Annotated in this window: 9 protein-coding genes; 5 read left to right on the top strand and 4 right to left on the bottom strand. The window is 36.9% G+C overall.

What is annotated here, in order from left to right; genetic code table 11:
- Nucleotides 1-26: 26 nt before the first annotated feature.
- The 5 genes from P2W75_RS16055 (at nucleotide 27) to P2W75_RS16075 (ending at nucleotide 8,108) form a co-directional block, all read left to right on the top strand.
- Nucleotides 27-1,547 (top strand): RagB/SusD family nutrient uptake outer membrane protein, encoded by a 1,521-nt coding sequence (locus P2W75_RS16055; protein WP_276381258.1) that lies wholly within the window; start codon nucleotides 27-29, stop codon nucleotides 1,545-1,547.
- Between the two features lie 175 nt (nucleotides 1,548-1,722).
- Complete coding sequence (locus P2W75_RS16060) at nucleotides 1,723-2,916, top strand: glycoside hydrolase family 88 protein (protein WP_276381259.1); 1,194 nt, start codon at nucleotides 1,723-1,725, stop codon at nucleotides 2,914-2,916.
- 152 nt (nucleotides 2,917-3,068) lie between these two features.
- Nucleotides 3,069-5,390, top strand: a complete 2,322-nt coding sequence (locus P2W75_RS16065) for a glycoside hydrolase family 2 TIM barrel-domain containing protein (RefSeq protein WP_276381260.1) — start codon at nucleotides 3,069-3,071, stop codon at nucleotides 5,388-5,390.
- 165 nt (nucleotides 5,391-5,555) lie between these two features.
- Nucleotides 5,556-7,355 carry a glycoside hydrolase family 2 protein gene (locus P2W75_RS16070; protein WP_276381261.1) on the top strand — a complete coding sequence of 600 codons (1,800 nt, stop codon included), beginning with the start codon at nucleotides 5,556-5,558 and terminating at the stop codon, nucleotides 7,353-7,355.
- Between the two features lie 189 nt (nucleotides 7,356-7,544).
- Nucleotides 7,545-8,108, top strand: a complete 564-nt coding sequence (locus tag P2W75_RS16075) for a DUF2911 domain-containing protein (protein WP_207295837.1) — start codon at nucleotides 7,545-7,547, stop codon at nucleotides 8,106-8,108.
- A 409-nt stretch (nucleotides 8,109-8,517) separates the two neighbouring features.
- Here P2W75_RS16075 and P2W75_RS16080 read toward each other — a convergent pair whose 3' ends face one another.
- The 4 genes from P2W75_RS16080 to P2W75_RS16095 are packed head-to-tail and all read right to left on the bottom strand — an operon-like array spanning nucleotide 8,518 to nucleotide 13,001.
- On the bottom strand, nucleotides 8,518-9,159 hold the full coding sequence (locus P2W75_RS16080; RefSeq protein ID WP_276381262.1) for a hypothetical protein: 642 nt from the start codon (nucleotides 9,157-9,159) through the stop codon (nucleotides 8,518-8,520).
- Nucleotides 9,160-9,173: 14 nt separating this feature from the next.
- The gene (locus tag P2W75_RS16085; RefSeq protein WP_276381263.1) at nucleotides 9,174-11,378 is read right to left on the bottom strand and encodes a xanthine dehydrogenase family protein molybdopterin-binding subunit; all 2,205 of its coding nucleotides are present in this window, start codon (nucleotides 11,376-11,378) and stop codon (nucleotides 9,174-9,176) included.
- Between the two features lie 7 nt (nucleotides 11,379-11,385).
- Nucleotides 11,386-12,366 carry a xanthine dehydrogenase family protein subunit M gene (locus tag P2W75_RS16090; RefSeq protein ID WP_276381264.1) on the bottom strand — a complete coding sequence of 327 codons (981 nt, stop codon included), beginning with the start codon at nucleotides 12,364-12,366 and terminating at the stop codon, nucleotides 11,386-11,388.
- Nucleotides 12,363-13,001, bottom strand: coding sequence for a 2Fe-2S iron-sulfur cluster-binding protein (locus P2W75_RS16095; protein WP_276381265.1), 639 nt, complete (start codon nucleotides 12,999-13,001; stop codon nucleotides 12,363-12,365). Before P2W75_RS16095 ends, P2W75_RS16090 begins: the two co-directional genes overlap by 4 nt.
- Nucleotides 13,002-13,051: the final 50 nt, after the last annotated feature.

The following is a 13,051-nucleotide window of genomic DNA, read 5'->3' on the forward strand; positions in this document are numbered from 1 at the left end:
ATCCAACTAGCTTAAATAAAAATACTATGAAAAAATATATAGCTTTTCTTTGCTTTGGAACACTGGCTTTTTTCAGCTGTTCTGATCTGGAAGAAAAACCAACAGGAATTATTCGTCCAGAAAACTTTTTCAACAACACAGACGATTTACAGGCTGCTGTAAATGGAGCTTTTGCCAACATTGCCCACAACAATTATTGGGGAAGAGAATTTACAATCGCCTTAATGCTCCGTGACGACATGGCCGATATTGGCGACAGAACTACACAAGCAGCCCGTATTGATGTAAACGACATGAACATGAACGATACAAATGCTCTTGTTGCCAACTTTTGGCCGCAGTCATATGTAATTATTACAGCTGCTAATCAGGCGATCGAAGGTGCTAAAAAAACACCGGGAGATCCCGCAAAAGTAAACGCCATTGTAGCACAGGCTTATTTTGCAAGAGCTTTTACGTATTATCATTTAGTACGTTTGTTTGGCGATATTCCGTACATTGATTTTGTGGTAAATGATGTTTCTCAGGTAAACTCTTTAAAAAGAACCAAAGAAGCAGAAGTATATCCGAAAATCATTGCCGATTTAGAATTTGCAAAACAATGGTTAGACGACAAACCAAAAGTAAAAGCAGTTCCCGGAAAAGGTACTGCAGCTGGTTATTTGGCTTCGGTTTATTTAACTTTAGGCCAGTATCAAAAAGCGTATAACGAAGCCAAATATGTGATTACCAACGAAGCTAAATTTGGTTTAGGTTTAGATGCTGATTTTCAGGATTTATTTAATGCTACAAAAGCGGCTTCATTAAAAGAACCATTATTTACAATAGATTTTAATAACTTAACATCAGGAAATTACGGTCAGGATTATACTGCATTCTTTACAGGATCTTTAAAAGATGACAGTTACAGTTACGGACAAGGATTTTCTGTTGCCGTTCCTTCTTTAAAAGTATTCAACACTTGGGATCAAAGGGATTACAGAAGAGCCGTAAGTTTTGATACGATTATCAGAAAGAAAACAGGTCCAGGTGGATCGCTTCAAGTTTATCCTTCTAGCGACAACGAAAAAGCGCCACGTCCGCACATTGCAAAATACTTCCGTTTTCCGGGTAAAGCAGGTGCAAACGGAAGAACTTCGCAGCACAATTACATCACGATGCGTTACGCAGAAGTTTTATTAACCGCTGCCGAAGCTTTGAATGAAATTAATCCGGGAACAACAGAAGCCGATGGTTACGTAAACCGCGTTCGTGCCAGAGCAAGGAACAAAGCTGGAAAACAGGTTTCTTTCCCTGCAAATGTTACCCCAGGATTGTCGAAAGCCGATTTCAAAAAAATGGTAATCGACGAAAGAAGATTAGAACTGGCTTTTGAATACATAAGATGGTACGATATCAAAAGACTCAAAAATGGACCTGAAGTATTTGGTCCGAATGGTCTAGAACCGCATGCTAATTTTAATCCTGAAAAAGATTATTTGTGGCCGTTACCGGGAACAGAATTGGCCATTAATCCGAATTTAAAACCAAATAACCCTGGTTATTAAACATTAAATTAACCGAATGTTCTTTTAACAATAGAAACATAGACTACTTTTATTTTACGTGAGAAAAATAAATGAATTACCAGTCATTACATACAATCGTTTATGTCATGAAAAACTATGTTTCTATCTGTTAAAATAAAAAATAACGGTTACCCAAAAAAGTAGATTAATTAGTATGAATAAAGTTAGTTTCATTTGTGTGATTCTAGGGTTTGCATCGCTGGTAACAGCGTGCAAGCCTGGGATTAACCCTCAAACCAAAACCGCATCAGCAGCGGCTGAAAAACTAGAAACGCGTTACAAAATGCTGCTCGATTATCCAGCAGATTCAATGTCGATGCCGAGAAGTATGAATACCAAAACCCTTGAGATTCGCAAAGTGCCGTCTAGAGATTGGACAAGCGGTTTCTTCGCTGGAAACCTTTGGCAATTGTACCGATTAACAGGCGATTCAAAATACAAAGAACAAGCTCAAAAATGGACTCCTTTCAGCAAAAAGGAAAGCGTTAACAGCAATTCGCATGACGTAGGTTTTAAAGTGTTTTGCAGTTTTGGAGAAGCTCTAAAAGTGGAAAACAAGAAAGAATACGAAGCGGTTATTGTAAAAGGCGCCGAAACTTTATGTACAAGGTTTAATCCAAAAGTGGGCTCAATTCGTTCTTGGGATTTCAATAAAGAGATCTGGGATTTTCCTGTAATCATCGACAATATGATGAATTTAGAATTGCTGTTTGAAGCCTCTAAAATATCTGGAAATCCAAAATACCGTGATGTTGCGATTCAACATGCCAATACTACTTTAAAAAATCAATTTAGAGAAGACAATTCTTGCTATCACGTAATCGACTATAATCCGACTACAGGCGAAGTGAGAAAGAAAACAACACTTCAGGGTTACAATGACGATTCGGTTTGGGCGCGCGGTCAGGCTTGGGCAGTTTACGGATTTACCATGTCGTATCGTTACACAAAAGACCCAGCATATTTAAAACAAGCCGAAGGAACGGCAAAGTTTTTTATGACCAATAAAAACCTGCCAGAAGACGGAATTCCGTATTGGGATTTAAAAGACCCAAGTATTCCAAATGCTCCTCGTGACGTTTCTGCCGCAATGGTTATGGCATCAGGATTATACGAATTGTATACTTATACCAAGAATAAAAGTTATTTGGCTTTCGCTGATAAACTAATGGCTTCAGTGCAGACCGATCAATATATTTTGGATGCAAAAATTAAAGCACCATTCCTATTCGATCACAGCACCGGAAACTGGCCAAAACACGACGAAATCGACGAACCAATAATCTATGCCGATTATTATTTTTTGGAAGCATTAATAAAGATGCAAAGACTCAAAGGTTCAAAGTAACAAAGGTTTTAAACCTTTGAGCCAGAAAAACCTTTGAACCTTTGTAACTATGAACCTTTGTAACTATGAATAAACCGAATAAAACTTTTTCAATTTTTGCGCTTTTTGTTTTGTTTCAGATTTGTCTGAGCAGCAGTTTTGCTCAGACAAAAATGAACATTAACGACAATTGGCTTTATTTAGAAAATCATACTCCTAACCTCAACGAAGCACAAAAAGCTTCCAATTGGGTTTCATTAAATTTACCTCACACTTGGAATGCCGAAGATGCAACCGATTTGGTTCCTGGGTACAGACGTGATGCTAGTTGGTACCAAAAGAAACTCAATATTCCTAAAATCGATCAAAATCAGGTTTATTCTTTGTATTTTGAAGGATCAAACGTAACTACTAAAGTCTATGTAAACGGAAAAGAAGCCGGATTGCATATTGGCGGTTATATTGGTTTTTCGATCGATATTACAAAATTAATCAAAGAAGGAAACAATGACATTTTTGTTCGCGTGGATAATAGTTATGATATCGAAATTATTCCATCTCAAAAAAGCGATTTCTTTATTTATGGAGGAATTACACGTGATGTTTGGTTGGTTTCGAAATACAAAAATCATATCGAAAATATCAAAATCACAACTCCAGAAGTTTCGGCTAAAAAAGCTTCGGTGCAAGTTACTTCTTTCATTGTAAATCCTGATAATGCAAAAGAGTTATCCTTAACGATCACTTTAAAAAATCCGAAAGGCAAAAAAGTAACTAGTAAAACGATTCCAGTTTCAGCTAAAACTTCAACCATTACTTTCGAAAACATCAAAAACCCAGAGCTTTGGGATACCGAAAAACCAAATTTATATAAATTGACGGCTTCTTTATCTGAAAAAAATCAAATCAAAGACAGCATTACCGAGAAAGTAGGTTTTAGATGGTTTGAGTTTAAAGATCACGGTCCTTTTTACCTTAACGGAAAACGTCTCCTGATTCGCGGAACGCATCGTCATGAAGAACAAGCCGGAGTTGGCGCTGCCATGACCAACGAACAACATTGGGCTGATATGAAATCGATCAAAGAAATGGGTGCTAATTTCGTTCGCTTGGCGCATTATCCGCAAGATCCGGAAGTGTATAAAGCGTGCGACGAATTGGGTTTGTTGGTTTGGGATGAATTGCCGTGGTGCCGTGGCGGAATTGGAAATGAGGTTTGGAAAACCAACGCCAAAAATATGCTGGAAGAAATCATCAATCAAAATTACAATCATCCAAGTATTATTATCTGGTCTTTAGGAAACGAAATCAACTGGCTTCCCGATTTTCCAGACGGAGATAATGCCGAAAAGACAAATGCATTTTTAACCGAATTAAATGATATTGCACACAAACTTGACCCAACGAGAAAAACTGCCATTAGAAAATATTATGAAGGTTCGCATATTGTAGATGTCTTCTCCCCTTCTATTTGGTCGGGCTGGTATTCCGGAAGTTACAAAAGCTATCAAAAAGCAATTGACGTGTACAAAAAAGAATACAAACATTTTATTCATGCCGAATATGGCGGAGATAGCCATGTTGGCCGCCACAGCGAAAATCCTGTTACAGGAGAAAATGTCATAAAAGCGGAAGGTTGGGAAGAAGCAATTGTTCAAACGAAAGTCGCAAACATAGCTCAAATTGGCGATTGGAGTGAAAATTATATTGTTGATTTGTTTGACTGGCATCTGCATATATCCGAGAATGACACAACGTTTGTGGGAAATATTCAATGGGCATTTAAGGATTTTGCAACGCCCTTACGTCCGGAAGATGATATTCCGTACATGAACCAAAAAGGGCTTACCGACAGAAACGGAGTTCCAAAAGATGCGTATTATGTTTTTAAAAGTTATTGGGCAAAGGAACCATTTACGTACATCGAATCGCATACTTGGATAGAACGTCAAGGCCCTGAAAATACACCAAGAACAATCAGTGTTTTCAGCAATTGCGATAAAGTAACCTTATCTCATAACGGAAAATCATTGGGAGAAAAACAGCGAAATCTTTCCCTTTATCCTGCAAATGGCTTAACTTGGGATGTCAATTTTGCAAAAGGCGAAAATGTTTTAATTGCCATTGGAAAAACAAAAGAAGGAAAAACAGTTTCTGATACCTTGAAAGTGAATTATCGTTTCAACAAAAATGATACGGCGGTTTCATTGCAGTTGTCATCAGAAAAGCTAAAAAACGGAAATTACTTAGTAACCGCAATTGCAGTAGACAACAATAATTTACGCTGTTTGGATTATGAAGCGAGTGTTTATTTTCAATGTTTAAAGGGAGGAAAAACGCTGAAAAATCAAGGAACACCAACCGGAAGCGAATCCATTAGAATGGCAAACGGAAAAGCCTCTATCGAAGTAATTCCTGACGGTTCTAATACTCCAATAGAAATGACGGCATTGAATCAAAGCTTTAAAGGAGAATATTTGAGGATTGAACCTTAATTTATCTAACCGCAAAGTTCGCAAAGATTTACGCAAAGGACGCAAAAGTATTATTCTTTGCGTCTTAGCGACTTTGCGAGAATAAAAACAAAACTTAGCGAACCTTGCGTAAAACCTTGCGTCTTTGCGGTTAAAAAAAAATTACAAAACAAATTAATACAAAAAATGAAAAAACTATTAACAGCATTACTCCTAACCTATTCCGTTTTTGGATTTGCACAAAATCTAATTTCTAATGTTCCAAACCGAAACACCACTTCACTAAATGGAGTTTGGAATTATATTGTCGATCCCTATCAAACTGGGTTTTACAGTTTTCACTTGGATCAATACGATAAAAGTGAAAAACCAGCCAAAGGAGCATTTTTCACCAATTATCATGCGCAAAACAAACAGGAACTGGTGGAATACGATTTTGATAAATCACCAACAATCAATATCCCAGGCGATTGGAATTCGCAGATTCCTGAACTGAAATATTATGAAGGAAATGTTTGGTTCAAAAAGTCTTTCGATTATAATTTGGCTGCCAAGAAACGTCTGTTTTTATATTTGGGAGCGATCAATTATAAGGCTGATGTTTATTTGAACGGGAAAAAACTGGGAACTCACGAAGGCGGATTTACACCATTTAACTATGAAGTAACTTCAATCGTACAGCCAAAAGATAATTATTTGGTTATAAAAGTCGATAACACGCGCCATAAAGAAGATGTTCCAACTGTCAATACCGATTGGTGGAATTATGGCGGTATTACACGCGATGTGACTTTGATTGAAGAAGAAGCTTCATTTGTAGAAGATTATAACATTCAGCTGAAAAAAGGCAATTCAGGTGTCATTTCTGGTTTTATTAAAATCAATAATTTAGAAGCTTCTCAGAATACTGTTTCGATTTCTATTCCGGAATTGAAAATCAATTTTAAGGGAAAAGCGGATGCAAAGGGAATTTTAAACTTCGAAATTCCTGCTAAAAAAATCTCGTATTGGTCACCCGAAAGTCCGAAATTGTATGACGTAACGATTGACTTTAACGGAAAAAAATTAAAAGATCAAATTGGTTTTAGAACTATAGAAACCAAAGAAGATAAAATTCTGCTAAACGGAAAACCAATCTTTTTAAGAGGTATTTCGATTCATGAAGAAAATGCCAAAGGCGGACGTGCTAATTCTCCCGAAGATGCTTTACGGTTGCTAAACTGGGCAAAAGAATTAGGCTGTAATTATGTTCGTTTGGCACATTATCCACATAACGAAAATATCATTCGCGAAGCTGACAAAATGGGAATCATGGTTTGGGAAGAAATTCCAGTGTATTGGACTGTCGAATTCACTAATAAAAATACGTATCAAAATGCCGAAGATCAATTAACTGCTTCTATCACGAGAGACAAAAATAGAGCCTGTATTATTATTTGGTCAATGGCAAATGAAACACCTATTTCTGATGCTAGAAATACTTTCATTAAAAACTTAGCTTCCCACACAAGATCTTTAGATAACACAAGATTAATCAGTGCTGCTTTATTAACTAAAAAAGAAACCATTGATGATCCAATTGGTGAAGTTTTAGATGTTGTGGCTTTCAACCAATATTTGGGCTGGTACGGTGGCAATCTAGAAGATGCCGAAAAAATCACTTGGAAATCAAAATACAATAAACCCATTATTGTTTCTGAATTTGGAGGCGATGCTAAAGCTGGTTTCCATGGAGAGAAAAATGAACGCTGGACAGAAGAATATCAGGAATATTTATACATTCAGAATTTAAAAATGATCGAAAAGATTCCACACCTAAGCGGATTAAGTCCATGGATTCTGGTTGATTTCAGATCACCGAAAAGACTGCTGCCGGGAATTCAGGATGGTTACAATCGTAAAGGTTTAATTTCGAATGATGGCGAAAAGAAAAAAGCGTTTTACATTATGCAGAATTGGTATGCTAAAAAGAAAAGCGAATATTAAATTATTACAGGGTTTACACAATGCATATCGTAGAGACGCACTGCAGTGCGCCTCTACAGAAAATTGGAAAGGAAATAAAATTATATTGTCAAACCTGTTATCAATTCATTAACAAAAAACAGGCTGTAAATTATATGATTTTTCTTCATTATTAATTTACTTTGTAGTTAATCTAAAAATTGTAATCCTATGAAAAAAATTTATTTACTGGCAGTTACATTGTTTGCTGCTTTTACAGTTCAGGCACAAGATATAGTGAAATTTGCTCCGCTGGATGCTAGTCCGGTTGATATTTCTTACTTCCCAAACAAATCAGTTAAGTTCAAAAAAACAGATAATCCAAATCCGGTTATTAAAGTTCTTTACTCAAGACCTTCTGCAAAAGGAAGAACCATTTTTGGCGATGTGGTAAAATTTGGTGAAGTTTGGAGAGTTGGTGCTAACGAAAATACAGAAATCAAATTCTACAAAGACGTAACAATTGGCGGAAAAAAAGTTCCTGCTGGATACTATAGTTTATTTGCCATTCCAGAAAAAGACAAGTGGACCATCATTATCAATAAAGAATTGGATTTATGGGGCGGTTATGCGTATGATGAAAGCAAAGACGTAGTTAGAGTTTCGGTTCCTGTTAAACCAGTATCTACACCAGTTGAAGCTTTATCTATTGCTTTTACAACTCAAGGTAATATCGCTAATTTAGTTATTGGATGGGATAAAACAACGGTTGAATTGCCTATTACTGTTAAATAATTAATTGAATATTTCAAATACAAAAAAGAGGCATTTTTGATGCCTCTTTTTTTATTCTATATTTAGACAAATATTTTCAGAACATAACCCATGGTTTCAACCATGGGAAACATGCAGAATAAACACGATGAGATTTTGATTGCGTTCCCAAGGTTGAAACCTTGGGCTATTTGATATAGATTGTTTTCATAAGGATTTATGTCGCCCCGCTGGGGCTTTTGAAAATGATAAACTGGTTTCAGATTTCTACAAATATTTCGTCCCGCTGGGACTTTCTTAGAATATTTAGCAGCTCCTGCGGAGCTTAATATTTATAGAAAATTCTAAGTCATGAAACTAAAGCTCAAGAGGAGCGACATATTTCATATTAGTGAAACTAAAAAAAAGAAACATTTTGAATGTCTCTTTTTTAATTTAATTCATCAAAATTAATATTTTCAACATTATAGGTTTCCCAATTAAACGTATCATTACCAAAATAACTTTTGAAATAATTTAAAACATCTTTTTCATCCCTAAAAATTTTTCGTTCCAAAATATATTCGTCAGAATTTTGAACTATTGCGATATACCCATTATATTTTTTCAAATTCGACAATCTCACATAATACACCTTCAATGGATCTTTAAATAATGGCTCTCTAGCATTCAAATCATATCCAATTAGTTTTTTAGGTGCTTTATCTGAAAAATGAAATTTCCTTTGTGAATCTCCTATATAGGCTAGAAAGGATTTGTCAATTTTTAGTTTTTTGAATTCATCAAACAATAAATAAAATAAATTGAATCCTTTTTGTTCATCATGTTCAACTTGATCCAGAATCATATTGCACCAACCCGAAGTTGATTCATAATAATCGAATTTTTGAGCCACATATTCATGAAAAAACCAAAATGGTAATGGTAAAAGAGTTTTTTCAGTAAATTTCAAATCTCTTAAAGCAGTCTGATAACCATTTAAATAGATATACAAATCGCTTATTCGAGAAGAACCAACATATAGACTAGGTCTTATTTTTACAGTATCAATATGTTCGTACAAATACTTCATTATTAAGAGAGTACTTAAACCTTAGCAGTTTCTATAATCTTATCCAACGTAATTGGTAAATCTCGAACACGTTTTCCTGTGGCATTAAAAACGGCATTTGCAATTGCAGGAGCCATTCCGACTAAAGCTGTTTCTCCGAGACCTTTTGTTCCCATTGGGTTGCTGATTGGATCTTTTTTATTGACGAAAAACACTTCCTGCTTTTCAATATCTGCATTTACGGGAACATGGTAATCGGCAAAATTATTATTAATCGGACGCCCAAAACGATGATCGATTTCTAAAGCTTCCATTAATCCCATTCCGATTCCGCCTACTGCTCCGCCAAACATTTGTCCAGCAGAAGTTTTCTGACTGATAACTGTTCCAATATCGGCACAAGAAACCACATGCGCCAATCTGATTTTCCCCAAATTCGGGTTCACTAGTACTTTTACAAAATGAACAGAAAACGAGTAAATCGAATATTTCTTCGCCTCTTCAGCCGCTTTAGAAAGGTTTTCTACTTCAAAATCTTCTAATTTATTACTGCTCAAAAGCGCAGCCAATGTAACCGATTTTGATTTGTCTTTTTTAGAAGAAACAGCGCCATTTTCAAAAGTTAGATCTGTAAGGGCAATTCCTTTTAAAGCAGCATTTTTACTTCCTATTTCGATTATTTTGTTTACCAATAAATTGCAGGCATCATGCACCGCAGAACCCACAGACGAAGTCGTTGCCGATCCTCCTTGCGTAGGGCCTTTCGGCAATCCGCTTTTACCCATTTCAATAATGACATTCTCAGTAGGCAAACCAATTGCTTCGGCTCCAATTGCTGTCATCATGGTTGCTGTTCCGGGTCCCATATCATTGACACTGCATTGCAAAACTAAATCTCCATTGGCTAAGAATTTTGCTTTTACCGAAGTCGGGCTTCGATAACAGCCAAATGTTCCCGTTCCCATTCCGTAACCTACGAGCCAGTTTCCTTCTTTTACAGAACCTGGTTCGTTTTTACGATTGTTCCAGCCAATGCGTTCCATTCCGGCTTCGTAACATTCTAAAAGAAATTTGCTGCTCCACGGTTTATTTTGTTCCTGATCTTTTTCAGCATAATTGCGTTTTCTGAATTCAATCGGATCTAAATTTAATTTATATGCTAATTCGTCCATGGCGCTTTCCAAAGCAAAAGAACCTGTCGCTTCTCCCGGACCGCGCATCCAGATTGGCGTACACGTATCCAAAGGCACAATTCTGTAACGCGTAGAAACATTTGGACAATCGTAAATAAATCGAGACATGTTTACCGTTCCTTCCATAAAATCTTCGTAACTAGAAGTCATAGCAACGGCTTCATGCGTTAATCCAGTCAGTTTTCCATCTTTGGTGGCGCCCAATCCCATTTTTTGAATGGTATAGGGTCTGAAACCCACATTGGTAAACATCTGTTCGCGATGCAAAACTAATTTTACGGGACGATTTAATTTTTTGGCTCCAATTAAAGCGGCAATTTCATACGGCCAAGTGTGCAATCCCATTCCAAAAGCGCCGCCAATGTATTCTGCATGAACCTCAACATCTTCCACAGGAACATCAAAAACTCCTGCTACACTTTTTCTAGTTCCTTCAACACCTTGACTTTTGGTATATAAAATGGGTTTATTCCCATCCCATTTGGCAATAATATTCGCCAATTCCATCGGGTTATGAACTTCGGTCGGAATCGTGTATTCGGTTTCCAAAACAACCTCAGCATTCTTATAACCATCCTGTTCACCGCGATGGTAATCATTTCCTTTATCGGTATCTATTTTTCTTTCTTTATCAGCTGCTTTGTGAAGTTCAGTCGAATGTTCTTCTTTGAAATAATCAGCTTTAATTAAACTTGCCGCATAACGCATACGTTCAAAAGTATCGGCAATTACCAAAGCAATCGGCTGATCGTAATACAAAACCGAATCATCTTTAAAAATCTGAAGCGGCTGACCAAAATTTCGTTTGTCTTTTGCTTTTTGATAACCAGCAGGCTTATCGACATTCAAATGCGTAATCACCGCCAAAACTCCCGGCGCCCATTCGGCTTTTTTAGTATCAATACTTTTAATTCTTCCTTTGGCAATTGTACTTCCCACAAGGCAGGCGTAAACCACACCCGGTGTTTTATATTCGGCTGAATAAGTTGCAGAGCCCGTTACTTTAGCAAATCCGTCAACTCTATTAATATTACTTGTCTTGCTCATAATTTAATTATTTTGATGCTGCTATTGTAAGTGCTTCCGTTACTGCGTTTCCTCCAAGCGTTAATTTAAAATCATTGTCGCCGTATCCTCTAGCGCCTTTCATGGACAAATCGCCTGCTTGTTTAAATAGATCTTCTGAAACTGTTTTTCCTTTCAGGAATTTTTCGGTTTCCGTTAATCTCCAAGGTTTATGTGCCACACCGCCCATAGCCAGCCTGACATCATTTATGGTATTATTTTTTATTTCCAAAGCCACAGCAACAGACACTAATGCAAAAGCATAACTCGTTCTGTCACGAACTTTCAAATAATGAACATTCTTAGTGAAATTATTATCTGGAATTTCCACCGAAGTGATTAATTCTCTGCTATCTAAAGTATTATCTTTTTCAGGTGTATTTCCCGGAAGACGATGAAAATCGGTAAAATCAATTTCTCGTTTTCCTTTTGGACCTTCTACCAAAACTTTCGCGTCAAGCGCAGCCAAAGCCACACACATATCACTAGGGTGAACCGCAATACAACTGTCTGAAGCGCCAAATACAGCGTGCATTCTGTTCGAACCGCCAATCGCACCGCATCCGCTTTTTGGAGCGCGTTTGTTACAAGGCATATCAGTGTTGTAAAAATAAGAACAACGAGTACGCTGCAACATATTTCCACCGACAGTCGCCATGTGACGAATCTGCTGAGAAGCTCCAGCCGCTAAAGCTAATGCGAGCAAAGGATATTTTTCTTTTATGGAAGCATCTTCTGCAACCTGACTGTTTTTTGCCAAAGCACCTATTGAAACTTTTCCTTTTAAAAATTCGATTTTCTTTAAATCTAATCCGTTGATGTCAACCAGTTTGTCAGGAGCGACAATGTTTTTCTTCATTAAATCGACCAGATTGGTTCCTCCAGCGATAAACATAGAAGAATTATCTTTAGCTTTTCCTGTAACTGCCGATGATGACGACAAAGCTTTAATGATCTGAAAGTTTTTCATATTTCCTTCCCTCCTTCCTTCACTTCAGTTATAGCATCAACAATATTGTGATAAGCACCGCATCTGCAGATGTTACCGCTCATATATTCGCTGATTTCTTCTCTGCTGTTGGCGTGGCCTTCTTTGATACAGGCAATTCCAGACATGATTTGTCCCGGAGTGCAATATCCGCATTGAAAACTATCGTGTTTGATAAAAGCTTCCTGCATTGGATGCAGTTTTTTACCTTTTGAAAGTCCTTCGATTGTAGTAACCTGTGCATTTTGCTGCATGGTTGCCAAAGAAAGACAAGACAAAATTCGAGTTCCGTTTACATGAACCGTACACGCACCACATTGTCCGTGGTCGCAGCCTTTTTTGGTTCCTGTAAGCTGTAATTGTTCGCGAAGCAAATCCAACAGTGTGGTTCTAGGCTCGATATTCAAATTATGTTTTGTGCCATTTACTTCAATAGAAAGCGGTACTGTTTCTAAATATTCCGCAATTTTTTCGTCCCATTTCTTTTCTGAAGCCATTACCAATGAAGGCGGAGCTAAAGCAAGAGCGGTAAAAAGTCCTGATTTCTTTATAAAGTCACGGCGCGAATTAGCATCCTCGGGCGTTACTTTATTCTGATTTGTTTTTTTAGAAGCCATTCAGTCTATTTGTTAAATTAGCAAATTCACTTTGTCATTCTAACAAATTT

The sequence above is a fragment of the Flavobacterium sp. H4147 genome, from assembly GCF_029360735.1.
Taxonomy (GTDB): Bacteria; Bacteroidota; Bacteroidia; order Flavobacteriales; family Flavobacteriaceae; genus Flavobacterium; species Flavobacterium endoglycinae.

Coding starts and splice junctions, on each gene's coding strand:
- P2W75_RS16095 (WP_276381265.1), bottom strand. CDS start 13,001: ATGGCTTCTAAAAAAACAAATCAGAATAAAGTAACGCCCGAGGATGCT.
- P2W75_RS16075 (WP_207295837.1), top strand. CDS start 7,545: ATGAAAAAAATTTATTTACTGGCAGTTACATTGTTTGCTGCTTTTACA.
- P2W75_RS16060 (WP_276381259.1), top strand. CDS start 1,723: ATGAATAAAGTTAGTTTCATTTGTGTGATTCTAGGGTTTGCATCGCTG.
- P2W75_RS16080 (WP_276381262.1), bottom strand. CDS start 9,159: ATGAAGTATTTGTACGAACATATTGATACTGTAAAAATAAGACCTAGT.
- P2W75_RS16055 (WP_276381258.1), top strand. CDS start 27: ATGAAAAAATATATAGCTTTTCTTTGCTTTGGAACACTGGCTTTTTTC.
- P2W75_RS16085 (WP_276381263.1), bottom strand. CDS start 11,378: ATGAGCAAGACAAGTAATATTAATAGAGTTGACGGATTTGCTAAAGTA.
- P2W75_RS16070 (WP_276381261.1), top strand. CDS start 5,556: ATGAAAAAACTATTAACAGCATTACTCCTAACCTATTCCGTTTTTGGA.
- P2W75_RS16090 (WP_276381264.1), bottom strand. CDS start 12,366: ATGAAAAACTTTCAGATCATTAAAGCTTTGTCGTCATCATCGGCAGTT.
- P2W75_RS16065 (WP_276381260.1), top strand. CDS start 3,069: ATGAACATTAACGACAATTGGCTTTATTTAGAAAATCATACTCCTAAC.